Origin of the sequence: Mesorhizobium sp. M0633, assembly GCF_040320645.1 — a bacterium.
Classification (GTDB): domain Bacteria; phylum Pseudomonadota; class Alphaproteobacteria; order Rhizobiales; family Rhizobiaceae; genus Mesorhizobium.
Map to the genome: position 1 here is coordinate 342,534 of NZ_JAMYQC010000001.1, position 26,884 is coordinate 369,417.

Below are 26,884 nucleotides of genomic sequence, written 5' to 3' on the forward strand. Positions count from 1 at the left end.
TCCATTTACCTGCAGACTGTATGTTATTTGCCGGGAGAAGGAAAGATGAGGACGACGAGCTATTATCCGGTGCTGATGACGAGCGACGTTGCCGGCACGGCAGCCTTTTATGTTGCGCATTTCGGCTTCAAGCCGCTGTTTGAGGCCGACTGGTACGTGCATCTGCGCTCGGCCGAAGACCGTCGCGTCAACCTCGGCATCGTCCAGGGCGATCATGAGACGATCCCGGAGGAAGGGCGGGGCCGCACATCTGGCCTGCTGATCAATTTCGAGGTCAGGGATCCGGATGCCATCTATAAGCGGATCACCGCCGCTGGCCTGCCGATCCTGCGGACGCTACGCGACGAACCCTTCGGCCAGCGCCATTTCATCACCAGGGATCCCAATGGCGTGCTGATCGACGTGATCAGGCCGATCCCGCCGAGCCCAGAATTTATGGCGCAATATGCGCAGGGTGCTGCGGCGCGCTAACTCGCCCGCGCCAACGGCATCACGGTGACCTGAGTAATGCCGGAGCGGCGCACCACCGTGCACAGTGTCTCGCGGCCGATTCGCTCGGCGTCGAGCATGCGCACCAGATCGTCGACGCCGGTGACCGGACGGCCGTCGATGGCGGCAATAATGTCGCCTTCCCTGAGGCCGGCTTTGGCCGCCGGGCTGTTCTTTTCGACGGTGCGCAGGCGCACCGCCGTGCTGCTCGATACTTGCGACAAAAGGGCTGCGCGGCGCGGCAGGTTGGTGGTGTCGGCGGAAACGCCGATGAAGGCACGGCGCACACGGCCGAAGCGGATGATTTCCGAGATGACGAAATTGGCGGTGTTGGAGGCAACCGCGAAGGCGATGCCTTGCGCACCGTGGATCATCGCGGTGTTAACGCCGATCACCTCGCCAGCCGAGGACACCAGCGGTCCGCCGGAATTGCCGGGGTTGAGCGCGGCGTCGGTCTGGATGACGTCGTCGATCAGCCGGCCGGTGGAGGCACGCATCGAGCGGCCGAGTGCCGAGACGACGCCAGTGGTGACGGTCCATTCGAAGCCGAGCGGATTGCCTATGGCAATAGCAATCTGGCCGCGCCTCAATCGCTTGGAATCGCCAAGCGGCGCGACGTCGGCAAAGTTGCCGTCGGCGCGCACCAGCGCAATGTCGGTGTCGGGATCGCGGCCGAGCACGCGGCCTTCCCTGGAGGCGCCATCCGGCATTGATACGCGCACGCTGCGCGCATCGCCGACGACGTGGAAGTTGGTGACGACCAGCCCGTCCTGCGCGATGACGAAGCCGGAGCCATGGCCGCCCGGGCCACCGATGCGCTCGATGCGGCAGACGGCGGGCCCGATGCGGTCGACGGCATCGGCGACCGTCGCCGAATAGGCATCGAGAAGGGCATCGTCATATTGCAATTGCTGGGCGGGCAGGGCCATCCGAGGGCTCCGTTTGGAACAAGATGAACAATGCCTATATGTGCGGAGCGGCCGGACCGGCCGCGACCTGACCAGATGGCCAGTCACATGCCCAAACTAGCCGTCAGGCGAGTATCCGCCAACGTCCTGCCGGGCGATATCTGGGTCACGAAGAACCCAGGAGACAGATCATGAGCGATTTCAATCTGAGCACGTTTTCCGACGCCATTGCCGACATCGCGGCAGCCGCGGCACCAGCGACGGCCAGCTTCGCGACCCACCACCGGACGTCAACTGCTTTCCACTGGCGGGACGGCTATTTCGTCACTGCCGAGGAGGCGGTCGAGGCCGGCGAGGAGATCGAGCTGACGTTTTCTTCGGGCGAAGCCGTCAAGGCGGAACTGGTCGGCCGCGACCCGTCCACCGGCACGGCCGTTTTGAAACCGGCCGGCGCGCCGGGCGCCCCGTCACTGGTAAAGGCGGATGCGGTGCGGCCGGGCAACCTGGCGGTCGTGGCGGGCAATAGCGACGGCACCTCGCTCGCTACCTTCGGCACGGTCGGCGAGGTCGGCCCGGCCTGGCGTTCAATGCGCGGCGGCACGATCGACCGGCGCATCAACCTTGCCGTCAATGCCGGCGGCCGTTTCGAGGGTGGCCCTGTGCTCGACGCCAAGGGTGGACTGATCGGCATGCTGCTGTTCGGGCCACGCCGGCGGGCGCTGGTCATGCCTTACGAAACGATCGAGCGGGCAGTCACGACGCTGCGCGAGAAGGGTCATGTGGCGCGCGGCTATCTTGGCGCCGGCCTGCATCCGGTCCGCAATGGTGATACCCAGGGCGCCATGGTGATGAGCCTCGACGATAACGGGCCGGCGAAATCAGCCGGTCTCAGTCTCGGCGACATCATCGTGTCGTGGAACGCAGAGACGGTGCATGGCCCGCGCGAGCTGATCCGCAAGCTCGGGCCGGACAGCGCCGGTGCCTTGGTGACACTCGGCGTGGTGCGCGGCGGCGAGAACCGTGAGGTTTCCCTGACCATCGGTGAAAAGCCACTGAGCTGAGGGATAGATGGTAAGCGGTGAGGTCGCTGGCAGACGGCTGACGGTGCTGATCGCGCTCGGTGACGTCGAGCGCGCGCGAAGTCTGTCCGCCGTTCTCGCCGCGACCGATGATCTGCGGCCGGTTCTGGCCGGCGAAGTCGACGGGCGTGAGGCGGCGGATGTCGCCATCGTCGATGATCATGGGCTACAAGGCGGGCTCGTCGACGCGGCTATGCCTCGCGTGCTGCTATCGTCGCGAGCGGCCCGCGAACGGCCGGCCGATACAGTGTTTGCCGTGCTGCCGGTGCAAGCGGACGAGTTGCTGATCGCCGCCGCCGCGCGGCTCGCGGCTGCGGGCTACCGGATTTCGCGCGACAGCCATGCTCTATCCGATCGGCATCACGATTTGATCTTCCATGACAGCGACCGGTTCGAAGAGGAACTGACCGACGAGCAGATCGTCCGGCCGACGCTTTCGCCGCGCGAGAGCGAAGTGCTGGCGCTGCTGGCCGAGGGCGCCCCCAACAAGGTCATCGCGCGGCGGCTGAACATCTCCGTGCATACGGCGAAGTTCCATGTCGCAGCGATCCTGACGAAGCTCGGTGCCGCCAACCGCACCGATGCGATCGCCATCGCCATGCGGCAGGGCCTGGTGCTGGTCTAGCTCAGATTGTCTCAAGGCCGACGCAGCGTAACCCGCATCCGGTGTGTTGGGCCTTGCGCGGCGGTTCTCAGCCGCGCAAGGATCGTGTCTTTCATGTTGAAGGAAGGCGCAAGGATGTCGCTCAAGGGAAAGACGCTTTTCATCTCCGGCGGGTCGCGCGGCATCGGGCTGGCGATTGCGCTGCGCGCCGCGCGCGATGGCGCCAATGTGACGATCGCGGCCAAGACCGCCGAGCCGCATCCGAAGCTGCCCGGGACGATCTACACGGCGGCGCACGAGATCGAGCAGGCCGGCGGCAAGGCGCTGCCGGTGCTGTGCGACATTCGGGATGAAGAACAGGTCGCCGAAGCGGTCGCCAAGACCGTGGAGAGGTTCGGCGGCATCGATATCTGCGTCAACAACGCCAGTGCCATCCAACTCACCGGCACGCTGGAGACTGATATGAAGCGCTACGATCTGATGCACCAGATCAACACGCGCGGCACTTTTCTCGTCTCCAAAATGTGCATTCCGCACTTGAGGTTGGCGGAAAATCCTCACATCTTGAATCTGGCGCCGCCGCTTGACATGAGGGCCAAGTGGTTCAAGAACCATGTCGCCTACACGATGGCAAAGTTCGGCATGTCGATGTGCACGCTGGGCATGAGCGCCGAGTTCGCCAGGGACGGCATTGCGGTCAATTCGCTATGGCCGATCTCGACCATCGACACGGCGGCGGTGCGTAACCTCCTGGGCGGGGCGACGGTGGCGGCGATGAGCCGTTCGCCCGACATCATGGCCGATGCGGCATACGCCATCCTGGTCAGGCCGTCGCGTGAGGCGACCGGCAATTTCTACATTGACGAAGAAGTGCTGCGCGCTGAGGGCGTCAGCGATTTCTCGGCCTATGCGCCGGGTGCGACAGGCCCGCTCGCCGGCGACTTTTTTGTGCCGGACGAGGTGTTCGGCCGGTCGGATACCAAAATCAAAGGTATCTACTGACGGAAAGTATCTCGCTACAGAAGTATCTCTCAAAAGACCGGCACAGACGCGTGCTCACTCCTCGGCTTTCTTGGCTTTGCCAAGACCCATCAGCCGGTCGATATAGGCAAGCATCAGTGCCGACAGAACGAAGGCCAGATGAATGATGGTCAGCCACATCAGCTGGTCGGTCGTGTAGGAGACCGAGTTCAGGAACACCTGCAAGAGGTGGATCGAGGAGATCGCTACGATTGTCGAGGCGACCTTGACCTTCAGCGAGCCGACATCGATCGTGCCCAGCCAATGCACCTTGCCGTCATTTTCATCGAAGCGGCTGACGAAGTTTTCGTAACCCGAGATGATCACCATCACCACCAGTGAGGCGACCAGCGCGGCATCGATGAGGCCGAGTATTTTCAGGATGGTGTCGGTGTCATCGAGCGTGAAGGCGACGGAGACGAACTCGAACAGCTTCTTGCCGAAGGACACGGCATAGATGGCAAGTGCCGCACCCAGTCCGAGATAGAAGGCGACCAGCAGCCAGCGCGAGGCGAGAATGATCGATTCGATGGCGAGTTCGAGGCGCTTCATGCGGCGATTCGGGCTCCGTTGTCGGAGCGCCGTATTTCGGGCAGGCTGCGGCGGTTTGCAAGGTTTCAAAAAAACGAAACCCCGCCGGGGAGGGGAACCGGCGGGGCTCGTGTGTCCCGCTGGAGTCGGGACAGGGCAGGGAACGCCCTTTCCAGAATCTGGGATGGGTAACCGCGCGTTTCAAGATTGATGACCGCGCGATTCAATGGTTGATCAAATCGCGCGGTTCACATTGCGGTTTATTGGGCGCTGGCCACCGGCGCTACCAGGGGGGTAATCCGGCGGATGGCGACGCGGCGGTTCTCGCGGTTGGGTCCCGACGTGTTGACCTTGAGATACTCCTCGCCATAGCCCTGCGTCGTCAGGTTCTCCGGCGGGATGCCAAAGGCGTTGGTCAAGGCTTCGGCGACCGCCTCGGCGCGGCGGTCGGACAGAGCAAGGTTCGCTTCCGGTGTGCCGACAGCGTCGGTATGGCCCTCGATCAGGAAGCTCTCGGCCGGGTTTTTCTTCAGCAGCTTGTCCATGGCGTTGGCAACACCCTCCAGCTTCTGGACCTCGGTGTCGGAAATCGAGGCCGAACCGAATTCGAAGTTGAGCGTGTCGAGGTCGATGCGGCGGGCGATGTCGCGCACGCGGGCCGAGCGCTTGACCTCGTCGATCGAATAGAGGCGCTGGACCCTCTCGACCGGCGGCCGTTCGAGGAAGGTGTAGTAGTCGTCCGGATCCTCGACCTCTTCGGAATCCAGAATGTATTCCTCTTGCGGGATGGTAAGGCGCATCGGCGGCAGGTCGTCGCCCGGGTCGCGCCAGTCTGCATCATCGTCATAGTTCCGCTCGTCGACATAGCTCAGCACATATTCGCGGCCGTCGGGCGCGATGCGTGAACGCTGGATGACGTCGCCGTAGCGGTTGCGGATGGTGACGATCCGGACACCATTGTCACGCTCGACGATTTCCCGGGTGCGATCGCCCGACAGGTCCTCATAATAGACATTCCTGGCGCCGCGGTGCATGCGCGGTGCATCGCTGCTTTCGACGAACGTCTGGTTGTTGAACTGGAGGATGACGCGGTCGCCGAATTCCCTGACGACGTTGGCACCCTGGGGGCGCGGACGACGACGAACATCCTCGATGTCCGGCGCACGCTCGACGCGCTTGCCTTTTTCCTCGGTCACCGGAACGATCTTTTCAGGCTTGATCTCCCGCTGGGCTGCCCGGTCGTCGGTGGGCGGCGGCCCCTGATCGACCGGAGCCGGCTTCGGGGCTTCCACCTGGTTCTCGCCCTGCTGGGCGGGCTGGTTGCCCTGCTGCTTACCGGCATTTTGGCCGCGCTCCTTGCCACCCTTGCGCTTGCGCAAGACATCCTTCTGGCTGTCCAGAACAGGTGCCTCGTTCGGATTGGCCTGGGCTTCACCCTGGACCGGATTTTCACCCTGGACAGGCGCGGCCTGGCCAGTCGAAGGCTGTTCGCCGGTCGAGGGCTGTTGCTCTCCTGTCACCGGCTGTTCGCCGACAGGCCTCTTGCCACGTTTCTTGATCTTGTCCTGGGGCTGTTCGCCCTGGACGGGAGCGGCCTGCTGCTCGGTCGGAGCCGGTTGGGCCTGTGGGGTCGCTTCCTTATTGGTCGGCGCCGGCTGGCCTTCCGCCTCCGTGGCGGGTCCGGTCAATTCAGCAGGCTTCTTGCGCTTGCCCGGCTTTTGTCCGGGCTCGACAGTCGGAGCCTGTTCTGCCGGGGCAGCCTCGATCTGCTGGTTCTGTTTTTGCTTCTTCTTGCGCGGATTGACGTTGGGCTGGTTGTCGTTTGCCGGCGCTGCCTGCTCGGCCGGTTGTTCCGATGGGGCCGCTTCGATCTGCTGCCGATTGCGCCGCTTCTTGCGGGGTTGCTCGGACTCGGCCGGAGCGATCTGCTCGGCCGGAGCGGATTCTGTTTGCTGCTGCTGATTGCGCCGCTTCTTGCGGGGTTGCTCGGACTCGGCTGGAGCGATCTGCTCGGCCGGAGCGGATTCCGTTTGCTGCTGCTGATTGCGCCGCTTCTTGCGGGGTTGCTCGGACTCGGCTGGAGCCGCCTGCTCGGCCGGAGCGGATTCCGTTTGCTGCTGCTGGTCGCGCTTCTTCTTTCTGGGCTGCTCTGCCTGCTGGCTTTGCGCGCAGGCCTCCGCCGACTCGCCCTCGGCGCAACTCGATTGCACTGGGATGAGCGGCGCTGCGGTACGTTGCACGGGGCTGAATGCGGCATTGCCTTGCAGCGGGAACGCGCCTAGCGGCGCGGACGCCATCAACAGGCCAAGCGCCGTGCCTGCCAGAATCCGTGGTTGGCGTTTCATCATAAACACTCCTTGTGGCGTCCCATCCCTGCCCAAACTTTCAGCAACCATGTTTGGTTCCTGTTTGTAGGTTCTAGCTGTGGCACAGGGCGATTGACCGGCGTTTTGAAGGCGACTTCATGTCATTCGTATGGTCCTGGCGTATGTTCCGGCGTATGATCACGGCGTATCGTTCGGACGAGGGTGCACGGTTGCCGTGCTTGACCTTGAAGCGTCCGAGGGCCACATGCCGACGATGGAAAAGCCATTCTGGAAGACCAAGACGCTCGAGGCGATGACCCCGGCCGAGTGGGAATCACTCTGCGACGGCTGCGGCAAATGCTGCCTGTCCAAACTCGAAGACGAGGACACCGGAGAGATCTACTGGACCAGCGTCGGCTGCCGGCTGTTCGACGCTGGAAGCTGCCGCTGCTCCGACTATGCCAACCGGCTGGCGCGTGTTCCGGATTGCGTCGGGCTGACGCCGCAGAATGTGCGCACCATCAGCTGGCTGCCCAAGACTTGCGCTTACCGGCTGGTGGCCGAGGGCCGCGATCTCTATTGGTGGCACAGGCTGGTGTCGGGAAGCGACGAGACCGTGCACGAGGCCGGCATCTCGATGCGCGGCCGGGTCAGCGCCAGCGAGACCGACCTTGCCGAGCCGGACGACTATTTCGACCATATGCTCGCGGACGAGCCTTAGGATTTTACCGCGAAATCGAGAATCCGGAACCGACGGCAAAACGGACGTTGTCCATCCACCATGCCCACCCTATGCAGCACCGCCGTCCATAACACCGGTTCCAGAAGCGAGAGACTATTCCGGTTCTGCCTCATGAACTGGAGATGAACGGCCGGTTCGCAAAAAATTCAGACAGACGGGTGCATTCTCCTCCCATCGGTTCGACGAAAACGTGTGGAAACCCTCAACAAGGAGAGAAGACAATGTTCAACACCATCAAGACGGCGGCTCTTTCGGCTCTTGTCGGCCTTGGCACGCTTGCTGCCATCCCCGCTCATGCTGACAGCATCTATCTCGGCTTCGGCAACAACCAGGATCCGCGCGTCGGCGTCTATACCGGCGACGAAGATGATGGTTACTATCGCGAACACCGCCGTCATGGCGGCTGGCGCCGGTCCTGTTCGCCGGAGCGTGCCATCGACAAGGCCGAACGCATGGGCCTGCACCGCGCCCGCATCATCGACATCAACCGCCGCACGGTCAAGGTCGCCGGCCGCCAGTATGGCGACCGCGTCGTGATCGTATTCGCCAACGAGCGCGGCTGTCCGATCATCTATCGCTAAGGTCTTCGGGCCTGCGGCCGGCTGACTTGCAGCCGGTAGAGTAGCGGAGCCCTTTCCGCCAGGAAGCGCGGCTCAAAAAACCCCGGAGGATCGATCCTCCGGGGTTTTTCATGCTGCAAGCGATGATCATTTCAATTCGAAAGTCACCGTCACCTGTGCGGTATAGGAATTTTCGCCGGCTTGCACCGGGACCGACGCACCGGCGGCATCGAATGCCTTGGCGTTGATCGGCATCGGCGGTGGTGCGAAATTCTGGTCGGTGATTTCCAGGACCCGGCCGATGCCGACGCCGGCCGCTTCGGCCAGCGTCTTGGCCTTGGCCATGGCATTGGCGACGGCCTTCTTGCGCGCCTCGGTGACGGCTGCCGCCGGATCGTCGTTGGAGAAGGAGATGCCGCCGCCCTGGTTGACGCCGAGCGACACCGCCTTATCGAGAATGTCGCCGGTCTTGTCGATGTCTCGGATGCGCACCGAAAGCGTGTTGGTCACCTGGTAGGCGACAAGCTCGGCCTCCTGGCTGCCGTCGGGCTTGTTGGTGTAGTTATAGCGCGGATTGATCTGGATGCCCGCGGTCTGCAGGTCGCGCTCCTTGATGCCGGACGATTTCATGGCAGCGATCACTGCGGCCATGGCGTCGTTATTGGCATCGAGCGCTGCACGTGCCGTCTTGGCTTCGCGCATGACGCTGAGCGTCAGCAGAGCCAGATCGGGTGCTATCGCCGCCTCGCCTTCACCGGTGACGACGATACGCGGCGGCGGTGGCGAATCGGCGGCGGCCGCGATCGCCGGAAATGCGATTGCGGCGGCAATCGCCAGGGGCAAAATACGTCTGGTCATGAAATCTCCTCGATCTGGGATCCCAAGACAGCCGAGTGTTGGCCGGCGTCCAATGGGCGACGTGCAATAGGTTATCAATATGGGCTGATTTGGGCGATCTCTGCCAGCCCCCTTGGAACGCCTGCTCGGAAAGGCCTCGGAAAGCCTTGTGCGGTTCAGGGAAAAACACTAATCCAGCGCCGTGGGGCCTGTAGCTCAATGGTTAGAGCCGGCGGCTCATAACCGCTTGGTTGGGGGTTCGAGTCCCTCCGGGCCCACCATTGGCTTTTGTGGCCGTTGATTTAATTGGATTTTTTGGCCATTTTTGTCCCACCTCTTTCAATCCCCTCAGAAAGTGGGACAATTTTGTTCTCTTTTCGATCGATAACCAGCAGGTATTTCGCCGCTCTCGCTACCTTCCGGCGACGCGCTTTCTTGATGTAGTGGTCGGGCTGCTGGTACGTAGTCCACCCATATATCGCCTTCAGCTGCTCGTGCGTCGCGCCGTTCTCAGCGGCGATCGTCGCGCCGGCCTTGCGAATTCCATGAGCACTGCAGTGCGGCAGCTCAGCTTGATCACACCACTGGCGCATCTTGTTGCCCAGACCGTTCTCCGAGAACGGGCGACCATACTCATTGACCAGGAAGGTCATCTGGTCGGAGGGCGTGTGCTCAAGTTCCGCCTCTAGTTCGGGCAGAAGCGGGAGCTCCACCAACACCGCATCCTTGTTACGACTGGTCTTCCCAGGCTTAATTCTGATCCACTTCTCCCACTGCTCGGTCTCCTCGTTGTAGACGAGCGTGATGTGCTGTCGACCGAAGATCGCGACGTCGGACAACCGCAGGCCAGTAAACATGAAGATCGAGAGCGCACGTCTGGCTGCGGTACCCAGCGGATGCCGCTTCTCATATTGAACGATCTCCGACACGTCCCATGGGTGCCAGCCGTCGCCGCTCTTTAGCCGTCTGATGCCGCGGGCGGGATTGGAGTCGACGCCCGGAATCTCTGTGTCCTTTGCCCACTCAAACATCGCGCTGATGGCTTTTACGATATTGTTTGCCGCGCCAAGGGCGTCGAGCCTGGTGTCCCTGATCTCCTTAACATGAGACCGTTTCATACCGGCGAATGGCAGAGATCCCTTGGTGGGATACTGAGGATCCGGGTCACCTTCGAGGGGATGAGGTAATTCGCATACGCGCTCCAGAATTGCTCGTCGGCGCGCCATAGTGTCTTGGGTGATTTCCGTGCCGCCCCGACGGTAATACTCCTGGCAAAGCCACAGCAACGTGCCTTTCTTCGCTGGCTCGGAAGGCTTGGGGAGGCGCCGGCAAATCTCGGGAAGAGTGCCGGGCCGAACATAAGTGACCTCGGCGCGCGCGCACCGCAGTTCCTCGAGGAACTCGTCGCTGCCGGTCGGTTCACGGAGCCGGACCTTCTTCCGACCCGGTGCGCGAAAATAGTACCGATCATTGCCGTGGCGATCAGTGTCCTTCACTACGCCCTTAAGATCAATTTTCACGGGCTCATCCGTCATGTTCGTGGTTTTCGATCCCAAGGATTGTCTAGTGGCGGCGAATCTTCGTCAAGCTTTGGTGCTCCTCCGATTTGGCGGTGAGGGAGCTTTCGAAAGGCCAATACAAGTTCCTCGACGTCCCAAACAATGCGCCCCTTGCTCGGCATTCGTGGCTGGGGCATCCGGCCGTCCTGGACCATTTCATCAAAGGTCGTTGAGCTTACGCCGATGAACGTCGCAGCCTGCTCGCGATTGATTCCTACCGGCGGGAGCGAGGGCGGCAAGACGCTCGGGGTGCGTAGCATCGGTTTAGCGCGTTGAAAGCGCGTTTTTGACGCCTGCCTGTCTTCCTATGTACCTGTCCGAATATTGCAGACGCTCAATCATGTCCTAGCCCTGTGCTTGCAGGCTCACCCTAGGTCTCCAAACCTCAGGATCGCTCAAGACACCGGACTCTTTTCCAGCCTTTGTGTACGATGATGGGTATCTTAATGCGCTCGAGGCCAAGAACTGAATGGTCGGCGACTTGGAAGGGCAAAATGACCGTGGAACCACGAATCTGAGTCAGAGGCGGAATCCAACTGAGGAAAGTATGGCTGTGTTTTCAGACGGTTATGACTCTCATGCATGCGTAACAACCAACAAGAATACAAACAAAATATTTCTGTGGATTACTTTCATTCCTCGTGGAATGCGCGACTGATTTGGTCCGACAGCGGCTTCACAAAATAAGAAAGCGCCGTACGCTCGCCCGTCTGGATCATCGCTTCGGCCGGCATGCCGGGCACGAGCGTCAGGTCCTTGAGCTTCGTCAGTTCCGCATGCGGAACCGACAGACGCACCAGGTAATACGAAACGCCGTTTTTTTCGTCCGTCGCCAGATCGGCTGCGATCCGGCTGACATATCCGTTCAATACCGGCGTGGTCCTCAGATTGAAGGCTGACATCCGCAGCACGGCCTTGTGACCAAGCTGGATTTGGTCGATGTCCTTCGGGGTGATTCGTGCTTCAAGCGCAAGATCGTCGCCTTCCGGCACGATTAGCATAATCGGATCGGCCGGCGTGATCACTCCTCCGACCGTATGAATTGCGAGTTGTTGAATGGCGCCTGACTGCGGCGCGACAATATCGATCCGTCGCAGTTCCTGTTCAGCCGCCACCTTGCGCTCAACATACTCCCCAACCTGCGCCTGAACCTCTCTGAGCTCCTGGCCGACTTCCGTCTTGAAATCCGGATCCATCTGCAGGATCTGCAGGCGCGTTTCGGCTATGCGGGCTGCCGTCTGTGCCTGATGTGCAATCTTCTCACCGCGTTCGCCGCCGAAAGTGGCAACCTGCGTCTTCAGACTGTTCAAGCGTTGGTCCGAGACAATGCCTTGGTCGCGCAGCCCACTCAAGGCAGCAATTTCCTTTTGGAGAATCTCGGTGCTTTTCTCACAAGCGATTTCCTGCGCCTTGAGCCCCTCGATCTCGTGCTCATATTGAGTGATGCGTTCCGCTAGCTGCGCCTGCCTTCCATCGCGGGATTGTCTGCGGAATTCGAACAGCCGCGTCTCGCCATGTACTGCCGAAGCTACGTCCGGAACATCTCTGCGGGCGAGCAGCCAGTCCGGGAAGGCGATCTCCGCCAGATCGTCGCGCTCAGCTTCGAGTCGTGCCAGGTTGGCGGCCAGCTCATCGAGCCGCTTGGTGACTACAGCGAGAGTGGCGCGCGTCTGGGTGGCGTCGAGCCGCATGAGGATGTCGCCGGCTTTTACTTTATCACCTTCGCTCACCAGGATTTCTCCCACCACCCCGCCGGTCGGGTGCTGCACCGTCTTCACATAGGAATCGACGACAAAGTGTCCGGACGCGACAACCGCGCCGGAGAGATTCGTGAAGGCCGCCCAGGCTCCGGCTCCTCCCACAAAGATCACGCTCGCCAGCAGGCCCGCCACCAGGTGCCGGCGAATGGACCTGGAAACGTCATTGTTCTGATGAATGCCGGACACCGGGATCCTCCATGTCAGCGCGCTCGTTATCCTGTGTAGACTCGATGGCCTTGACCCCAGCGCCTGATGCCATCGCTGCCCCCTTAAGGACTTTGGAAAGCGCTTCATCACGCGCACCGAATGCTCGCTGCCGTCCACCTTCCATCACCAACACCAAATCCACGGCGCGGATGGCGCTCGGCCGATGGGCAACGACAACCGCAATGCCCTTGCGCTCGCGCACGGAGGCGATCGCCTTAACGACCGCAGCCTCGCCTTCCGCATCGAGATTGGCATTGGGTTCATCCAGCACAACAAGGAAAGGGTCTCGATAAAGAGCACGGGCAAGACCGATACGCTGGCGCTGCCCGGCGGAAAGTGCCGATCCGGCCTCACCAATCGGAGTTTCGTAGCCGTGCTCAAATCGGAGGATCAGTTCGTGCGTGCCCGCTGCCTTCGCCGCGGCGACAATAGCCTCAGGGTCAGGATCGTCTTCAAAACGAGCGATGTTTTCGGCAATGGTGCCGTCGAACAGTTCAACACCTTGCGGCAAATAGCCGATATGGCGGCCTAGCGCTTCCCGGTCCCATTGATCGAGGCTTGCGCTGTCGATGCGAACCTTTCCGGCGACCGGCGCCCATGCGCCGACGATGGCGCGCGAGAGTGTCGACTTGCCCGAACCCGATGCACCGATGATCCCGAGTGCGCTTCCCGCCTGAACGGCAAACGCAAGGCCGGTCACGGTCGGCTTCCTTTCGCCGGGCGGAACGATTGTCACGCCTTCGAGGCGGAGTTCGCGTTCAGGTGCAGGCATTGGCATAACAGGAGCGGTTTCAGGAACCTTTCCTAGGAGGTCCTCCAGCCGCGCCCAACCCTGGCGCGCCATGAGGAAGGGTTTCCAGCTTGAAATGGCCAGATCGACCGGAGCCAGCGCACGCCCCATCATGATCGAACTGGCAATCATGACCCCGGCCGTAGCCTCCTGCCTGATGACAAGGTACGCGCCGACGGCAAGAATGGCCGATTGCAGCAGCACGCGCAACGACTTTGCAATGCCACCCAGCCCACCTGCCACGTCCCCAGCTTTCCGGTTGGCGGCCAGATACTCGGCATTGGCCTTGTGCCATCGGGCAGCGATCCGCTTTCCGAGACCGAGAGCTTGCACGACCTCGGCATTGCAACGCGCTGCTTGCAGTAGGCCATTGCGTACCATGTCGTGGGCAATGGTCTCGCGTATCGGCCGTTGCGAGAGAGTGTTGGTAAGAAGTGTCAGAGATGTGAGACCGATCGCCCCGATAAGTGCCGTCATGCCGATCCAGAAATGAAAGAGGAAGCAAATGGCAAGATAAAGCAGCATCCATGGCAGATCGAAGAACGCTGTCGGACCGTTTCCACCTAAGAATCCGCGAATATTGTCGAGATCGCGAAGCGGCTGCAAGCCGTCGCCCGGCATGCGCGTTAAAAGCGGAAGGCGAACGATCGCATCGTGAACGCGTCCGGAAAACTGTTCATCGAAACGCTCGCCAATCCGCAGCAGCACGCGGGCGCGCAAAACGTCGAGCAGGCATTGGAACGCATAAAGCCCTGCAGCAAGCACGACGAGCCCCACTAGCGTCGATACGCTGCCACTTGCCAGAACGCGGTCGTAGACCTGAAGCATGAACAGCGGCGAGATCAGCGCAAGCACGTTGACCACGCCGCTGATCAACAGAATTCCCCAAATAGCGGAAGTCAGAGGGAAAGGTCTCAAAGCTGAATCCTTCAAGGAATGGTTACTCACGTAGGTCTCCGTGAGGATCTGGCGACCCAGCTCCCTATATTGCTCCCCGAGCGGCAACCGACTCGCTGATTCAGGATCAGTGCTCCCGCCGAATATGTTTGGTTTGGCATCTAATGGAGCGGGTCAACAACAACACCGTCCGGCTGAAGGTTTGGAAGGGCAACGTCATCGTGGCCGGCCGCAAGGGCCCGAACAGGCTTCCGCCTCCACGCGTTCAGGGAGATTTCGGTGTACGACCAGCGCGACGTGCAGGGCTTCGTCAAGCTGTACACGCTGCGACTGCTCCCGGGCGCCCCGGCCCATCGCAAGTAGCGGAAACGGAAAGCGCCCGCCCAGGGGGGCGGGGCGCTGTTCCGTATGGGTTTTCCGGATCAAACGAAGGTGAAGTCCGACGCGGTCAGGCCTAGGTCGGCCACGGTGACCACACCGCCCAGGTGGACGAACTCATGCGCGCTGTTGTCGGCGGTGACATAGGCCAGAGTTGCGACTCTGTCGGTGTAGCTGCTTTGGTAGACAATGATGTCGCCGGCGTGCTCGCCGGAGATCGCACTCGCGGCTTCAGAAGCAGAGTTGAAAGATTCGCCAGTGATCACCACGACGTGTTCGCCGTTCGCACCCGAGGCCGCACCACTGTAGAAGCTGCTCACCGGGTAGCCGGACTGTATGCTGGCGTTGTTGACGAAGTTCGCGCCAAAACCGTCGTTGTAGAGGCCCACCGCATCGAAGGCGAACTTGTCCTCCGCCGGGTTGAAATCGGTGATAGTGGAAATGTCCGGCTTCGACCCGACACTCGGGACGACCCCAGGCACCGGATTGTGGAACTGGAACACGAACGTGTCACTGTCGGTGCCCCCGGTCAACGTGTCCTGGCCGTCACCCACGTAGACGACATCCTGGCCGGGACCGCCGCTGAGCCTGTCATTGTCCTCACCGGAGATGCGCGCGTTGAAGCGGCCGTTGTCGCCGGAGAGATCGTCCCAGCCATCTCCGCCGAAGATGCGGTCGTTACCCTCGCCGCCGAGGGCTCGGTCACTGCCCGCGCCAGCCGAGATCTCGTCGTTGCCGCCACGACCGTCAATCCAGTCATTGCCCCCGAAACCCTCCATCCAATCTTCAAGCTTGGTGCCGAGGAGTGTTTCGGAACCCGGGCCACCCTCGATAATGTTTGCCATCGAAAATACTCCTAATGATGCACCCTGCCTGACGCGTTTCATATTCCTCATCGGATAATTAGAGAAATCGATTGCTTGGATAGACACACATTTACGAAATGGATGCACTCACGTTCACTTCCTTCTGCTGAGCAGTTGCGGGCTCGCAGGCGGCGGGGACGCTGGTCGCCGATGCAATCGATGAAGATTCGACACTCAAACCGGGACTAGACTAGGACGAACTTCGTAACGGGGCCGTCCTGGTTGGGCCCCAAACTTCTCTCTGTTTGCTCGACGCCGGCATACCCGCACCGTGAGCGCTGGACGAGGACAAGTTCCGCTGGCGGAGAACGGCGTGATCGGCTTGCCGCGCCGAAACTGATGGCGCTCGTCGAAGGCATGGACTGGACGCGCGTTCGAGCCGAACGGCGACGGCGTCCGGCCGGAAGGCGGTGGCGAAGTGACTCAGGCGCAAAAGGCGGGCTTCAGGCCGTGTAAAACAAGCTCCTGTCGGCGTCATGACGAGAAGCGCTTCGGCCCGTCCCCACGAAATCGATCCGCTCAAGGCGATGTTCGTCGCCATGGCGGCGGAGAAGGCCGAACTGCAACAACTCCGGAGCGAAACACTCAAGGCCGAGATCGTCCGGATGGCGACACTCAACGAGCGTGCCCAGGAGAGGATCGCCGACCTTCATGGGATCGTCAAGCAGCTGGAGCGCGCCGCTTCGGTCGCAGCTCCGAGAAGCTCGAACGTGCCCAGCAGGCCTTCGCCTTCGAAATCCAGACCGGGCTCGGCGCGATTGAGTCCGAGCTCGAGGCCGCAAGACCGACAGGCGAGCCGCGACGTGCTGCGCGACCGCGCAAGGCGTTCCCGGCGCATCTGGAGCGGGTCGAGATCGTCATCCAGCCCGAGCCATGGGGGAAGAAGCGCTCCCGCAGCCAATCGTCCAGTCCGTCAAACGCGGTCGGCCGCACAGGCTTGCGAAACGGAACAGTCCCGCCCTCGCTTAGATACGAGGCACCGTGTTGCGAGCGCACCCGAATTCGTTCGCCCGTCGGTTCCCCAGCCAAGCTCATGCAGCGGCAGCATCGCTGCCACCTCTTCAGGCTGAAGGATCTGCTCTCCCTGCATCGTTCTCGACAATGCAGGAATCGCCCAATCCCAATCGCCATCCATGCCTCCTCTCATAACCGAGGGGTCGTCGGCCGACAACTGAGACGTCCGGTGCTCTTAGGCGGGGTAATCATACGAGATGCCTCCTGCAACATCATTTCCCGCATCCATAGGCTTGCCGGATCATTATTGTGAAGCGCAGGCCATTGGACGGCCTCCGTGAATGCGGCAGGAAGTGGCGGCGGAAGTTCGACAATCCGCAGGGGTGTTAATTTTGCGAAATGCTGCGCCAGCCGTAAGGGCATTGTCCCGATGCGGTTGGTGCCTGATAGAAGGGGCGGGATCATGCTAAAGCCCTGTACGACGACCTCGATACGTCTCTCGAAACCGTTCTCGAGCAAATACCATTCCTCGATGGAGGGCTGCCGGGTGTCCCCGAATTTAAGCACAACCTGCCCCATCGACAAGTATCGGTCGAATGTAAGTGGCTCTGACAGCTGCTTGTTCGTGCCGCAGCCTACGCATACGAGTATATCTTCGAACAGGGCTGCGCGAGGATGTTTCGACATGAACACTTCCGGCATAATCAGAAAATCAACGTCGCCGCGCCGGAGAAGCTCCTCGGGGTCGTCGGAAATAAGCAGACATTCGAAGCGGACGGCGGGAGCTTCCCGCGCAGCACGCTTTACGATCTTCTTAAAAAATACGAGCGTGAGGTAATCGGAAAGGATGATGCGGAAGCGACGATCCGATCGGGCCGGGTTAAAGGCGTCCCAGGAAATAATCGACAGCTGGATGTGCAGCAATGCCTCCCGGACTGCTGTGGCGAGCCCCTCCGCGCGCGGTGTCAAAATGAGTTCGCGGCCGTTCATCGTAAATAGCTCATCGCTGAAATAGGCGCGTAACCGACCGACGGCGGCGCTCATGGCCGGCTGACTCAGGTTAATACTGCGGGCCGCGGCGGTGACTTTACGCTCCCTGATCAAAGCATCCAGCACAACCAGGAGATTTAGATCGAGTCCCTTAAAACGCATGTATTGACCTATCCGACGCGTGGATGGGTATCGCCCAAAGAAACAATTTTACGAATGGTGAGTAGCGTCAACGCATCAGCCGACGACGAAATAGAGCAACCGATAGGAAGAACGGCAAAACCGTGTATATGCAAAGCGCGCCGATATGCAGGCCCATGCTGCCGGCCGGACGGCCAAGCATCGCCGGACGAATGAGGTCAATTGCATGTGCGAGCGGCAACAAGGAGGCGACGTCCTGAAAAGCGCCGGGCAATTGGTTGACCGGAAACATCGCGCCGCAAAGGAACAGCATGGGTGTTATAACAAGCGTATTATAAAATATGAAATATTCATAACTGGGCGCAAGCGCCGTGACGACCATCGCTAGACTCGCGAAGGCGAGGCCACTGAGAGCGATGACTGGCAGCAAGCAGAGGATGGATGGCCACGATGTGTAGCCGAGCGTGGTGGCAACAATGGTGATTGCTGTGCCCGCCATCAGGGCCTTGGTGGCTGCCCACGCCAATTCGCCGAGTACGATATCGCCGAGCGTCAGCTGAGTGCATAGCATTCCTTCCCAGGTGCGCTGGTTGTCCATGCGTCCGAAACTCCCGTAAACCGTTTCAGCGGTCGCCGATGCCATCGCGCTTGTGGCAACCATGCCAGCCGCGAGAAACGCAATGTACGAAGTGCCCTCAACAGGACCTATCATTGTTCCGAAGCCAAAGCCGAGACCGAACAGATAGATCATCGGATCGGCGAGGTTGCCGAGAACCGATGCAAGCCCGATTTTCTTCCATCCAAGATAGTTGCGGCGCCAAACCGCGACCCAATTCCACGCATTGGCGGGCATGCCCGCCGCATAACGTTCGCCCATTGTTCAGTCCTCCATCTCGCGCCCGGTTAGCCGCAAGAACACATCCTCGAGATTGGGGGGACGCTGCAGAAGGCGCAGACCCGCGCGCCCGCGTAGCTGCCCCAGCACCTGCTCCGGATCGGGTGCATAGCAAAAAAGCGTCTCACCGCTCACCTCGATGCGCTGTGCGTACGGCCGGATCAGCGCACCCAGTTCATGCGGATTGCCGCCGTAGACCTCGACCACGTCACAGCCGATCTGCTCGTCAATGAGTGCGGACGGGCGGCCTTCGGCGATCTTGCGCCCCTCCTCCATAACGCACAGCCGATCGCACAGCCGCTCGGCCTCTTCCATGAAATGGGTAGTCAAAAGAATAGTCTTGCCCCGCGCCAGCAGCGATCGCAGCCGTTCCCAGATCAGGTGGCGGGCCTGCGGATCGAGGCCGGTGGTCGGCTCGTCCATCACCAGCAAGTGCGGGTCATTGATCAGCGCACGCGCGAGCGTCAGGCGCCGCTTCATGCCGCCGGACAGTTCGGCGACGCGCGCATCCGCTTTGTTCTCGAGGCGGGCGAACTCAAGCAGCGACGGTATGACCGCTTCGATCTGGCGTCTGCTCATCCGGAAGTAGCGCCCGAACACCAACAGGTTCTCGCGTACAGTGAACGCGGTATCAAGATTGTCGAACTGCGGGACCACGCCGATGCGCATACGTGCCAAACGCGCGCGCGCCGGCACTGGAGCGCCGAGCACAGTAATCTTCCCCGCATCAGGCGATGTCATGCCGAGGACCATACGCGCAATCGTGCTTTTGCCCGCACCGTTCGGTCCCAAGAGCCCGAAGCATTCCCCCGCCGTAACGCGGAACGACAGTCTGTCGACAACGAGCTTGTCATAAGTTTTGCTTACGTCAGTAAGATCGATCGTTACCGTGGACATGGGTTCATTTTACCGAGAGCGTCGCCACGACTGGCGGTTGCTGTTGCCTGCCGGACCTGAAACTGTGACTCGTCTTCGCCATCCCAGCCGTCGATAACGAACTGATCGACATCACAAGGATTTAGCCCCTGTTCCGCCAAAGCGGCGACAATTGCGTCGAGATTATCGATGGTTTGGTAACGCGGATTGTTGTGCCGCTTTTCCTGCTCTACGCAGAAGACGAGCCGTCCATCCTCGACAAGGGCGATCGCCCCATCATGGGTCAGCTTGGTACCACAGATGCGCATAGTGTCTCCACGTTAACGGCGATAGATTCGATTCATCAGGAAGCGGAAAGCGGGTTCCGGAAACGGACGAGCAAGCAGTCTTCGTTGACCGACTCGCCCCGACACTCAAGACGCTCTACCTCGATCAACGTTTCGTTCAGCATGGCGATGACCGGCTCAGCACCAGCGGCGTGACCCCAGCGACGGCAATTAGCATCCCTTGCCGATCCGAAGATCAGATGCCCGCCTGGCGCAAGCACCCGCACCAGGTTTTTGACGGCCGCGCGCATCTCGGCTATGTCTTCGAGGTAGTATAGGACCTCCGCCACAACGATCAGGTCAAACAACTCGTCGGTCGAAAACTGTTGAACATCGGAGACTATCCAGTTGATGCGCGACGGCTCCTTTATCCGTTGACGTGCTCGAGCAATCGCTTGCGCCACGACATCGATGACGGTGAGCCCTTGGCAGTAGGGGGCTAGTTTTTCCGTGAATGCGCCGGCAGCGCACCCGACTTCGAGGGCATTTGTAATGGAGCCTTGGGCAAGCGCCAGCTGGAGCATTTGCGTGTGGCGCTCCCGCTCGAACGGATTGCCGTCGAGGCGCCACGGATCGTCTGCGGCCAATTCCCGATCGAGCAACTGATGATTCATGTTCTGGGTCAAACTCGTCCACCTCTCGTCCACCTAGGTAATTAGCGATCACTCGTCGCCGCAGATGTTGCTCGACAGCGCTAATCCCGAAGAATCCCGCCCAAGATTGAGCCTGCGAAGCGGAGCTGCATGCGGTGAGAATTCTGCCCTGCTTGATCCAGTGATCGGAGTTTGGGTGGGGGCCTGTTTTCCCCCAGTGTTCGATGTAGCGACAGCAGAGCTTCGCGACAGCCAATCGCTATTGCTCAATGTACACAGCGCGTAGGCCTTCAAGGGAAGTAAGAGAAAGATGTTGATGAACGTGTGCAGGGAAAAGCCCAGAAATCGAAACTGTCGAGCACGAACTGCTACCACGCTGCATCGGACCATGGTCATGGACACAATCATCAGTCCTGTCCACCAAGGCACAGTGCCTGTCAGTGCGAAATGTGCGAGGCCCGTTAGTACCGATAGGGCGAGGAGTAGCGCCCCGAGATTCTGTCCGACCACGTCCAACGTGAGATAGCTATTGAGGCCGGGCAGCAAGCGCAGCCCAAGCAGCGTGTCCCGGAATGTGCTTCGTGCCCAACGGAGTTGTTGGCGCAGATACGGTCCGAGTCTGTTCGGAACGACTGTGGCCGCGATGGCGCTCGGAACGTACTCGGTTCGAAAGCCTGCTTTCAGCATGAGGATAGTGAGATGGCGATCCTCACCGAAGTCGCTTGGCTTGCCCCGAAAAAATTGCGACTCGTACTGGTCCAGTAACAAAAGGAGCGCAGACCGGCGGTACATGGCACATGGGCCGCAACAGCACATAACGGCACCGAAGCGAGCCTGTGCCGCGCGCTCCTCGTTGCAAGCCAGCCAGTACTCCATGTCTATCAGCCTGGTCAGCCAGCTCTCGCTCCGGTTACTGGCCGTCAACTGACCCATGACTGCGCCGACCACTGGATCTCGCATCTTCGGTACAAGCTTGGTAATGACGTCGGACGCGAGTATCGTGTCTGAATCAACGTTAAGCACCAAATCCCCGGATGAGCGGCGTATCGCGGCGATCTGTGCCTTGCGCTTTCCAACATTCTCGGGAAGCAAAATGATGTCGAACCTAGGGTCGCGCGCGTAGGTTTCGTGGACAGTTCCTACGGCTTCGCGATTTCCAGAACCGTCATCAACCACATAGACCCGAAGTCTTCCGGCGTATTCTTGGTCTGCAATGGAAGCCAGGCACTCTGAAAGCGTGCGCGGATCCTCGTTGAAGCAGGGGACGATGACATCCACGCTGGGCAGTTGATCGGAGCCGACGAGATCCTCCAACGCCGATGAGTCGTTTGTCGGCAGAGCATAAATCCCCTGCATGCTCTTATAAGCAGTCGAGAGCAGTGCATATAGCGAAATGGCCACAGTGCTGGTTGTACCAAGAAGAGTCATGGGATCTCGTTTGTTCAGTGATGTTGAGGAAGTGAGCGGATTACAAATCCGCGCTCATGAAGTGCTGGAATCAGCCGGGACAGCGCCGTGACCGTCTGGTCGCGCAGACCGGCGTGAGCGCCCTGGCTCAACTCGCCGGGAGGGCATCCGTCGTGTAAGAGTACGATTGCGCCCGGCCGGACAGAGGCGAGCACGGTATCGATAATCGCGTCGACCCCAGGGCGAGACCAATCTCGAGGGTCGACGGACCAATGGAGGGCCGTCAGCCCGGCGATCTGTGACGCTGTGAAGACTTCTTCGCTCCAGGCGCCGTAGGGCGCGCGAATGTAGCGCACCGAGGCCTGAGGGCACGCCCTCATGATGGCGCCGTTCGCTTCATAGATCTCACGTTGCACTTCGCCGAAGCCGCATTTGTACAGATCCGGATGAGTCATCGTGTGGTTGCCTAGCTCGTGCCCTTCTGCAAACATTCGTTGGATTAGATCCGGGTGCTCTAAGGCGTAGGCGCCGATGACGAAGAAAGTCGCCGGCACCCGCTGCTCTGCCAACACATCCAGAATCTCCGGTGTGAAAAGTGGATTGGGACCGTCGTCGAACGTCAGATAAACGCTGCGACGGCTGGTGCCGTCGGAGCACTCACGGCGCACTTCGTAGCAATCGGGACGGCTCATAGCTCTGGTCCGTTCCGATCGATCATTGCGCCGGTGGGCCATTCGCTGATCGGTCGTCCAACTGGCAGAACAATGACGAGTGCGTCATCGATGCGTGTGGGCGGCAGGTCGAGGCGCGCCTCTGGTCGGGTGGAGCGCACGCGAATTCCCGACAAAACAGCCAAAGGGCTGTATCGCCGCCCGAACCTCTCAACATGATTCCGCAGCGCGTCCCGGACGGTTCCGAAAGCGAATGGAACGCCAAGCTCCTGCAGTGTTGGAAGCATGACATGGATCGAATGGGCGATTCCGAGGCCCTCAAGATCCGGACGTACCCCGTACAGGCCCAGCTCAGCCACCAATAGATCGACCGCGTCAACCTTGACGAAACGGCGCAGTATGCCCATATGGGCCGCTACACCGCTCGAATCATAGGCGATTACGCGGAGTTCAGGCCTAGCTCCGGCCCAGCTTCGACTACCTTCGAACGGTTCTGCGTTGCACGCCCCAGTCGGCCCATAGGTATTTCGAAAGAACTTGGCGAGCTCGACATGGTCGGAGAGCTGCAACTCATTTTCCCAGCACAACTTCCACTGCACCTGCGAGCGCATTCAGGATCTCTCTTTCTTATTAGTTTCTTGCGGGCCGCATTACCCGGCCAAAGCGGCGGCGTTGTTTGACTGCACTCAACCGTTGTCGTTAGCGAAGGTGAGCCAGCCGGTCGGGCTCGCAAATGAGCTCTCTCGATGTTCCCGCCCGTGTCGCGGCGCCGTCGATTTGAGCTTGACGTCGGTCATTTACGTTCCTCTAATGCATGGTTCGTAAATTCGTAAAATTGATTGTTTAGATGATACCCATCCACACGCTGGATAGATCAGGACATGCGTTTTAAGGGGCTGGATCTAAATCTCCTCGTTGTGCTGGACGCTCTGATCAGGGAACGTAAAGTCACCGCGGCGGCCCGGAGTATTAACCTGAGCCAGCCGGCCATGAGCGCCGCCGTCGCTCGGTTACGCGCCTATTTCAGCGATGAGCTATTTGCGATGAACGGCCGCGAGCTCATTTTGACACCGCGCGCGGAGGGGCTCGCCCCAGCAGTCCGGGACGCATTGCTGCACATCCAGCTATCGATTATTTCCTGGGACGCCTTTAACCCAGCCCAATCGGATCGTCTCTTCCGAATCATGCTTTCCGATTACCTCACGCTCGTATTTTTTAAGAAGATCGTAGAGCGTGCTGCGCGGGAAGCTCCCGCCGTCCGCTTCGAATGTCTGCCTATTTCCGACGACCCCGAGGAGCTTCTCCGGCGCGGCGACGTTCATTTTCTGATTATGCCGGAAGTGTTCATGTCGAAACATCCTCGCGCAGCCCTGTTCGAAGATATGCTCGTATGCGTAGGCTGCGGCACGAACAAGCAGCTGTCAGAGCCACTTACATTCGAGCGATACTTGTCCATGGGGCATGTTGTGCTCAGATTCAGGCACACCCGGCAGCCCACCATGGAGGAATGGTATTTGCTCGAGCACGGTTTCGAGAGACGTATCGAGGTCGTCGTACAGGGCTTTAGCATGATCCCGCCCGTTGTATCAGGCACCAACCGCATCGGGACCATGCCCTTACGGCTGGCGCAGCATTTCGCAAAAACAACACCCCTGCGGATTGTCGGACTTCCGCCGCCACTTCCTCATCCCGCATTCACGGAGGCCGTCCAATGGCCTGCGCTTCACAATACTGATCCGGCAAGCCTGTGGATGCGGGAAATGATGTTGCAGGAGGCATCTCGCCTGGCGCCTTTGCTTGAAATTATTGAGCGTCTCGGGCACGCCGGATCCGACCTTGCCGTTGTTGGTACCGAATTGACTGCCGCCTCCGATTTCGCGTGCGAAGTCCCAGAAGAGATTTAGCCCCACTTAAACACCGGCTGTAAGAATAATGTCATTAATCAGCATGTTAGGCGCGCGCCGGCGCGTGTTACCACTACCTTTTTGGGGGTGATCTCAGGCGAGTTGTTTGTCGAGGTGTGTCGCAGAGCGATGCCAGCTGCCTTCAAGACGTTGCCCACTTTTGCCGTGACGTGGTGGTGACGACGCGACCATCCCTTTCGATGGTGGCTCCTGGAGGCGGTCGCGGAGGAGCGGTTGCCATTCGGGGCAGAGCGGCGCAGTTCCTTGCTGAGTACGAGGGCCAGGAACGAGCAGAACACATGCCCGGTTGGTGCTGAGTTGACTGCCGCCTCCGATTTCGCGTGCGAAGTCCCAGAAGATGTTTAGCCCCACTCAAATGCCAACTTTGCCGGCCTTGCCGCGGCTTTTCACGCGCGGCCAGGCGAGGAGATGGCGGTCGACGAGGTCGATCCCAATGGACTGTGCCGGCCTCGCTCGGCTACTGGCGTGAGGCATCCTTGACGACACCGCCCTGCACCGACAAAGTCGAGATGTTGGCAATGAAGCCGGTCGAGGTCGACGCTGCGGATGTAGGGAATTTACCTCGCGCTTCCGCCTGAACGCGCGGCCGATCCGTTCACTCAATCGGCGCTTTCATCCTGGGCCGCGGCTGAGGCCTGTGGGGTGCGGCTACCCCGCGTGGATCGGATCATCAATCAACTTTCTCTCATTTATGAAAGGAAACTCCCCGCTTACGATAGAATCCATCAGCTTCATATATTTTCCGGCAGATGGATGTCGAACGGCAGAAATGTCTGTCCTGGTGTTTCAGCAGTGCCGGTCTCGATAGCCCGCGTCATCAGCGTTATCAGCTCCTGGGAAAGCCGGCGCATTGGCGTGGCGACCGCCATCGTGATGATGTTATCTGCGAGTGCCGCCCGAGATTCCGGCGTGATTTCATTCACGATCGCGACGAGATCGCGACTTTTACCCTCTTCCCGGACCGCGGAGATGGCGCCCTCCATGCCGCCGCCGGCGACATAGAAGCCGACGAGCTCGGGTTCCCGCTGCATGAGATCAAGCGTTGCCTCGTAGGTGACCTGCCGTTTCTCCAGGTTCACAAGCGGATCGAGTACCTCGAACGTCGGCGCGTTCTCACGGCAATAGGAGCGAAAGCCGACGTCACGGAGCTCGTGCCCCTGGAAACGATGGCTACCGACAAACACCGCCACCTTGCCGGGCCGTTTTGCGACCTTGGACACCATCCAAGCGGCCGTGCGCCCCACCTTACGGTTGTTGAGGCCGATATAGCCCTGTCGCACGCCGGCGGCGAAGTCGGAAAGCAGCGAGAAAACCGGAATGCCTTTGGCCTTGAGGTCCTCAACCGCTGCTGTAATTTTTGGGTGGTCCGGTGCCACCATCGCGATCGCATGGCAGCGTGCGCCCAAATCCTTGAGCGGTGCGATTAGGTCGCTCGGCATATGTGACGGGGCGAATTGGATGAGCGGAATGCCGTGGAAGGACTGGGCCAAATTGACCGACGCTTCGACCTCGCGCGCAAAGTCTTGGTAGAAATGCTGGGCCGGTTTTCTCAAGATGAAGCCCAGACGGTAGCACGGTAGGTCTCGCCGCAAGCGCTGCTTGATGAGCCCGGCAGCATGATAGCCGATCGCGTGGGCGGCGTCGTGGACCCGCCGCGCGGTCTCCTCGCGCACCGGATGGCGGGCGTTCAGAACCCGATCGACCGTTGCTACGCTGACTCGGGCTTCGCGGGCGAGATCGGCAATTGTGGGGCGCTTGGTCATGGGTCCTATTCTGATTGGTTTTTGACGCAGGCTGGCTCTCTGTCACCTAGCGCGATTCGACAATGGTTTCGGGTGGGCAAAGTGAAGACGCCCGCACACTGAATGATCGACAGCGTATTGGACTACTCCAGACGTAGACCGGCCGGGTATAACGGAAGGTTCATTCGCTTAGGGCGGCGATGATTTGCACTCACACATTTAGCGCTTCTGATACATGGTCCGTGAGGCGCCGTTTAGAGCCTGCGAGTCGATCGTTCAGGTCATGTGACCAGCTTGGCGAAACCGGTCGCGGTGCGTCGCCCTTACTCGGCGGAGGATAGCCGGTTTGATGCCTCGGCAACCTGATGACCGCAGAAGGCGGCTTTCATCTGCGCTTGGTCCAATTCTCCTTCCCAGCGGGCGACGACGAGGGATGCCACTGCGTTACCAACGCAATTCGTCAACGCCCGGCATTCGGACATGAAGCGGTCGATGCCGAGTATCAGGGCCATCCCAGCAACGGGAACACTCGGAACTACGGCGAGCGTAGCAGCCAGGGTGATGAAGCCCGCACCTGTCACACCTGCAGCGCCCTTGGAGGAAAGCATCGCAACGAGCAGCAGCAGCACCTGATCGCCGATTGACAGATCGGTGTTCGTCGCCTGCGCGATGAAGAGGGCCGCCAGGGTCATGTAGATATTCGTGCCGTCCAGATTGAACGAATATCCGGCCGGGATGACGAGACCCACAACCGAACGCCTGGCGCCCGCCTTCTCCATCTTCTGCATGAGCGAGGGGAGCGCGGCCTCCGAGGAGGACGTTGCGAGGACA

Annotated in this window: 26 protein-coding genes, 1 tRNA gene and 4 pseudogenes; 10 read left to right on the forward strand and 21 right to left on the reverse strand. The window is 60.4% G+C overall.

Annotated features, from left to right (window positions below):
* Nucleotides 1–45: 45 nt before the first annotated feature.
* Nucleotides 46–471, forward strand: a complete 426-nt coding sequence (locus NKI47_RS01690) for a VOC family protein (protein ID WP_023678285.1) — start codon at nt 46–48, stop codon at nt 469–471.
* On the opposite strand, the gene NKI47_RS01695 is transcribed toward NKI47_RS01690, so the two are convergent.
* Entirely contained in the window at nt 468–1,418 is a 951-nt protein-coding gene (locus NKI47_RS01695) for a S1C family serine protease (protein WP_023678284.1), read from the reverse strand. The genes NKI47_RS01690 and NKI47_RS01695 overlap by 4 nt on opposite strands.
* 170 nt (nt 1,419–1,588) lie before the next feature.
* Between NKI47_RS01695 and NKI47_RS01700 the strand changes: the two genes are divergently transcribed.
* The 3 genes from NKI47_RS01700 to NKI47_RS01710 all read left to right on the forward strand — a co-directional run bounded on the left by NKI47_RS01700 (nt 1,589) and on the right by NKI47_RS01710 (nt 4,082).
* Nucleotides 1,589–2,458, forward strand: a complete 870-nt coding sequence (locus tag NKI47_RS01700) for a S1C family serine protease (protein ID WP_023678283.1) — start codon at nt 1,589–1,591, stop codon at nt 2,456–2,458.
* A gap of 7 nt (nt 2,459–2,465) precedes the next feature.
* Complete coding sequence (locus tag NKI47_RS01705; protein ID WP_352570981.1) at nt 2,466–3,101, forward strand: helix-turn-helix transcriptional regulator; 636 nt, start codon at nt 2,466–2,468, stop codon at nt 3,099–3,101.
* 114 nt (nt 3,102–3,215) lie between these two features.
* Nucleotides 3,216–4,082 carry an SDR family oxidoreductase gene (locus NKI47_RS01710; protein ID WP_352571121.1) on the forward strand — a complete coding sequence of 289 codons (867 nt, stop codon included), beginning with the start codon at nt 3,216–3,218 and terminating at the stop codon, nt 4,080–4,082.
* A gap of 54 nt (nt 4,083–4,136) precedes the next feature.
* Here the strand turns inward: NKI47_RS01710 and NKI47_RS01715 are convergent, their stop codons facing one another.
* Together NKI47_RS01715 and NKI47_RS01720 are read right to left on the reverse strand one after the other, a co-directional pair.
* Complete coding sequence (locus tag NKI47_RS01715; RefSeq protein WP_023678280.1) at nt 4,137–4,652, reverse strand: TIGR00645 family protein; 516 nt, start codon at nt 4,650–4,652, stop codon at nt 4,137–4,139.
* 239 nt (nt 4,653–4,891) lie between these two features.
* Nucleotides 4,892–6,319 carry an OmpA family protein gene (locus tag NKI47_RS01720; protein WP_352586899.1) on the reverse strand — a complete coding sequence of 476 codons (1,428 nt, stop codon included), beginning with the start codon at nt 6,317–6,319 and terminating at the stop codon, nt 4,892–4,894.
* Between the two features lie 30 nt (nt 6,320–6,349).
* Between NKI47_RS01720 and NKI47_RS01725 the strand changes: the two genes are divergently transcribed.
* The 3 genes from NKI47_RS01725 (at nt 6,350) to NKI47_RS01735 (ending at nt 8,260) form a co-directional block, all read left to right on the forward strand.
* The gene (locus NKI47_RS01725) at nt 6,350–6,913 is read left to right on the forward strand and encodes a hypothetical protein (RefSeq protein ID WP_352586901.1); all 564 of its coding nucleotides are present in this window, start codon (nt 6,350–6,352) and stop codon (nt 6,911–6,913) included.
* A gap of 298 nt (nt 6,914–7,211) precedes the next feature.
* Complete coding sequence (locus NKI47_RS01730) at nt 7,212–7,658, forward strand: YcgN family cysteine cluster protein (protein ID WP_023678278.1); 447 nt, start codon at nt 7,212–7,214, stop codon at nt 7,656–7,658.
* A 242-nt stretch (nt 7,659–7,900) separates the two neighbouring features.
* Nucleotides 7,901–8,260: a hypothetical protein gene (locus NKI47_RS01735; RefSeq protein ID WP_023678277.1), complete on the forward strand. Its 360-nt coding sequence runs from the start codon at nt 7,901–7,903 to the stop codon at nt 8,258–8,260.
* A 126-nt stretch (nt 8,261–8,386) separates the two neighbouring features.
* Here NKI47_RS01735 and NKI47_RS01740 read toward each other — a convergent pair whose 3' ends face one another.
* Nucleotides 8,387–9,097, reverse strand: a complete 711-nt coding sequence (locus tag NKI47_RS01740; protein ID WP_023678276.1) for an SIMPL domain-containing protein — start codon at nt 9,095–9,097, stop codon at nt 8,387–8,389.
* A 184-nt stretch (nt 9,098–9,281) separates the two neighbouring features.
* On the opposite strand from NKI47_RS01740, the gene NKI47_RS01745 reads away from it, so the two are divergent.
* A tRNA-Ile gene (locus tag NKI47_RS01745) sits at nt 9,282–9,357 on the forward strand.
* A gap of 21 nt (nt 9,358–9,378) precedes the next feature.
* Here the strand turns inward: NKI47_RS01745 and NKI47_RS01750 are convergent.
* The 5 genes from NKI47_RS01750 to NKI47_RS01770 form a co-directional block, all read right to left on the reverse strand.
* On the reverse strand, nt 9,379–10,596 hold the full coding sequence (locus tag NKI47_RS01750; protein WP_352586903.1) for a tyrosine-type recombinase/integrase: 1,218 nt from the start codon (nt 10,594–10,596) through the stop codon (nt 9,379–9,381).
* Between the two features lie 671 nt (nt 10,597–11,267).
* Complete coding sequence (locus NKI47_RS01755; protein ID WP_352586905.1) at nt 11,268–12,581, reverse strand: HlyD family type I secretion periplasmic adaptor subunit; 1,314 nt, start codon at nt 12,579–12,581, stop codon at nt 11,268–11,270.
* On the reverse strand, nt 12,556–14,325 hold the full coding sequence (locus tag NKI47_RS01760) for a type I secretion system permease/ATPase (protein WP_352586948.1): 1,770 nt from the start codon (nt 14,323–14,325) through the stop codon (nt 12,556–12,558). Before NKI47_RS01760 ends, NKI47_RS01755 begins: the two co-directional genes overlap by 26 nt.
* 386 nt (nt 14,326–14,711) lie before the next feature.
* The gene (locus NKI47_RS01765) at nt 14,712–15,512 is read right to left on the reverse strand and encodes a calcium-binding protein (RefSeq protein ID WP_023678272.1); all 801 of its coding nucleotides are present in this window, start codon (nt 15,510–15,512) and stop codon (nt 14,712–14,714) included.
* A 464-nt stretch (nt 15,513–15,976) separates the two neighbouring features.
* Nucleotides 15,977–16,186, reverse strand: coding sequence for a hypothetical protein (locus NKI47_RS01770; RefSeq protein ID WP_023678271.1), 210 nt, complete (start codon nt 16,184–16,186; stop codon nt 15,977–15,979).
* Nucleotides 16,187–16,221: 35 nt separating this feature from the next.
* On the opposite strand from NKI47_RS01770, the pseudogene NKI47_RS01775 reads away from it, so the two are divergent.
* Nucleotides 16,222–16,377, forward strand: a pseudogene (locus NKI47_RS01775) (hypothetical protein); the annotation flags it as partial.
* A gap of 29 nt (nt 16,378–16,406) precedes the next feature.
* Here NKI47_RS01775 and NKI47_RS01780 read toward each other — a convergent pair.
* The 9 genes and pseudogenes from NKI47_RS01780 to NKI47_RS01820 form a co-directional block, all read right to left on the reverse strand.
* Nucleotides 16,407–16,668: pseudogene (locus NKI47_RS01780) on the reverse strand (hypothetical protein); the annotation flags it as partial.
* An 8-nt stretch (nt 16,669–16,676) separates the two neighbouring features.
* Entirely contained in the window at nt 16,677–17,639 is a 963-nt protein-coding gene (locus tag NKI47_RS01785; protein ID WP_023678269.1) for a LysR family transcriptional regulator, read from the reverse strand.
* Between the two features lie 67 nt (nt 17,640–17,706).
* Nucleotides 17,707–18,495, reverse strand: a complete 789-nt coding sequence (locus tag NKI47_RS01790; protein ID WP_352586908.1) for an ABC transporter permease — start codon at nt 18,493–18,495, stop codon at nt 17,707–17,709.
* A gap of 3 nt (nt 18,496–18,498) precedes the next feature.
* Nucleotides 18,499–19,410 (reverse strand): nodulation factor ABC transporter ATP-binding protein NodI, encoded by a 912-nt coding sequence (gene nodI / locus NKI47_RS01795; RefSeq protein WP_023678267.1) that lies wholly within the window; start codon nt 19,408–19,410, stop codon nt 18,499–18,501.
* Nucleotides 19,411–19,448: 38 nt separating this feature from the next.
* Nucleotides 19,449–19,697: pseudogene (locus tag NKI47_RS01800) on the reverse strand (carbamoyltransferase N-terminal domain-containing protein); the annotation flags it as partial.
* 35 nt (nt 19,698–19,732) lie between these two features.
* The gene (nodS, locus tag NKI47_RS01805; RefSeq protein WP_352450799.1) at nt 19,733–20,329 is read right to left on the reverse strand and encodes a nodulation methyltransferase NodS; all 597 of its coding nucleotides are present in this window, start codon (nt 20,327–20,329) and stop codon (nt 19,733–19,735) included.
* A gap of 48 nt (nt 20,330–20,377) precedes the next feature.
* Entirely contained in the window at nt 20,378–21,736 is a 1,359-nt protein-coding gene (nodC, locus tag NKI47_RS01810) for a chitooligosaccharide synthase NodC (protein ID WP_352586911.1), read from the reverse strand.
* A gap of 14 nt (nt 21,737–21,750) precedes the next feature.
* Nucleotides 21,751–22,407 carry a chitooligosaccharide deacetylase NodB gene (gene nodB, locus NKI47_RS01815; protein WP_352586914.1) on the reverse strand — a complete coding sequence of 219 codons (657 nt, stop codon included), beginning with the start codon at nt 22,405–22,407 and terminating at the stop codon, nt 21,751–21,753.
* Nucleotides 22,404–22,997 (reverse strand): NodA family N-acyltransferase, encoded by a 594-nt coding sequence (locus NKI47_RS01820; protein ID WP_023678262.1) that lies wholly within the window; start codon nt 22,995–22,997, stop codon nt 22,404–22,406. Before NKI47_RS01820 ends, nodB begins: the two co-directional genes overlap by 4 nt.
* A gap of 270 nt (nt 22,998–23,267) precedes the next feature.
* On the opposite strand from NKI47_RS01820, the gene NKI47_RS01825 reads away from it, so the two are divergent.
* A complete protein-coding gene (locus NKI47_RS01825; RefSeq protein ID WP_352586917.1) occupies nt 23,268–24,290 on the forward strand; it encodes a LysR family transcriptional regulator in 1,023 nt (340 codons plus the stop codon).
* Between the two features lie 93 nt (nt 24,291–24,383).
* Here NKI47_RS01825 and NKI47_RS35100 read toward each other — a convergent pair.
* The 3 genes and pseudogenes from NKI47_RS35100 to NKI47_RS01835 form a co-directional block, all read right to left on the reverse strand.
* Nucleotides 24,384–24,628: pseudogene (locus tag NKI47_RS35100) on the reverse strand (IS1634 family transposase); the annotation flags it as partial.
* Nucleotides 24,629–25,042: 414 nt separating this feature from the next.
* The gene (locus NKI47_RS01830; RefSeq protein WP_023678260.1) at nt 25,043–26,074 is read right to left on the reverse strand and encodes a LacI family DNA-binding transcriptional regulator; all 1,032 of its coding nucleotides are present in this window, start codon (nt 26,072–26,074) and stop codon (nt 25,043–25,045) included.
* A 302-nt stretch (nt 26,075–26,376) separates the two neighbouring features.
* Nucleotides 26,377–26,884 (reverse strand): cation:dicarboxylate symporter family transporter (locus tag NKI47_RS01835; protein ID WP_352586920.1); only part of this gene is annotated, 508 nt, incomplete at its 5' end.

Excerpts from the sequence above, each read along its gene's own strand:
- NKI47_RS01690 (WP_023678285.1), top strand. The coding sequence starts at position 46 with ATGAGGACGACGAGCTATTATCCGGTGCTGATGACGAGCGACGTTGCC.
- NKI47_RS01695 (WP_023678284.1), bottom strand. The coding sequence starts at position 1,418 with ATGGCCCTGCCCGCCCAGCAATTGCAATATGACGATGCCCTTCTCGAT.
- NKI47_RS01700 (WP_023678283.1), top strand. The coding sequence starts at position 1,589 with ATGAGCGATTTCAATCTGAGCACGTTTTCCGACGCCATTGCCGACATC.
- NKI47_RS01705 (WP_352570981.1), top strand. The coding sequence starts at position 2,466 with ATGGTAAGCGGTGAGGTCGCTGGCAGACGGCTGACGGTGCTGATCGCG.
- NKI47_RS01710 (WP_352571121.1), top strand. The coding sequence starts at position 3,216 with ATGTCGCTCAAGGGAAAGACGCTTTTCATCTCCGGCGGGTCGCGCGGC.
- NKI47_RS01715 (WP_023678280.1), bottom strand. The coding sequence starts at position 4,652 with ATGAAGCGCCTCGAACTCGCCATCGAATCGATCATTCTCGCCTCGCGC.
- NKI47_RS01730 (WP_023678278.1), top strand. The coding sequence starts at position 7,212 with ATGGAAAAGCCATTCTGGAAGACCAAGACGCTCGAGGCGATGACCCCG.
- NKI47_RS01735 (WP_023678277.1), top strand. The coding sequence starts at position 7,901 with ATGTTCAACACCATCAAGACGGCGGCTCTTTCGGCTCTTGTCGGCCTT.
- NKI47_RS01740 (WP_023678276.1), bottom strand. The coding sequence starts at position 9,097 with ATGACCAGACGTATTTTGCCCCTGGCGATTGCCGCCGCAATCGCATTT.
- NKI47_RS01765 (WP_023678272.1), bottom strand. The coding sequence starts at position 15,512 with ATGGCAAACATTATCGAGGGTGGCCCGGGTTCCGAAACACTCCTCGGC.
- NKI47_RS01770 (WP_023678271.1), bottom strand. The coding sequence starts at position 16,186 with ATGAAGGTCGGCGATCCTCTCCTGGGCACGCTCGTTGAGTGTCGCCAT.
- NKI47_RS01785 (WP_023678269.1), bottom strand. The coding sequence starts at position 17,639 with ATGCGTTTTAAGGGACTCGATCTAAATCTCCTGGTTGTGCTGGATGCT.
- NKI47_RS01790 (WP_352586908.1), bottom strand. The coding sequence starts at position 18,495 with ATGGGCGAACGTTATGCGGCGGGCATGCCCGCCAATGCGTGGAATTGG.
- nodI (WP_023678267.1), bottom strand. The coding sequence starts at position 19,410 with ATGTCCACGGTAACGATCGATCTTACTGACGTAAGCAAAACTTATGAC.
- nodS (WP_352450799.1), bottom strand. The coding sequence starts at position 20,329 with ATGAATCATCAGTTGCTCGATCGGGAATTGGCCGCAGACGATCCGTGG.
- nodC (WP_352586911.1), bottom strand. The coding sequence starts at position 21,736 with ATGACTCTTCTTGGTACAACCAGCACTGTGGCCATTTCGCTATATGCA.
- nodB (WP_352586914.1), bottom strand. The coding sequence starts at position 22,407 with ATGAGCCGTCCCGATTGCTACGAAGTGCGCCGTGAGTGCTCCGACGGC.
- NKI47_RS01820 (WP_023678262.1), bottom strand. The coding sequence starts at position 22,997 with ATGCGCTCGCAGGTGCAGTGGAAGTTGTGCTGGGAAAATGAGTTGCAG.
- NKI47_RS01825 (WP_352586917.1), top strand. The coding sequence starts at position 23,268 with ATGCGTTTTAAGGGGCTGGATCTAAATCTCCTCGTTGTGCTGGACGCT.
- NKI47_RS01830 (WP_023678260.1), bottom strand. The coding sequence starts at position 26,074 with ATGACCAAGCGCCCCACAATTGCCGATCTCGCCCGCGAAGCCCGAGTC.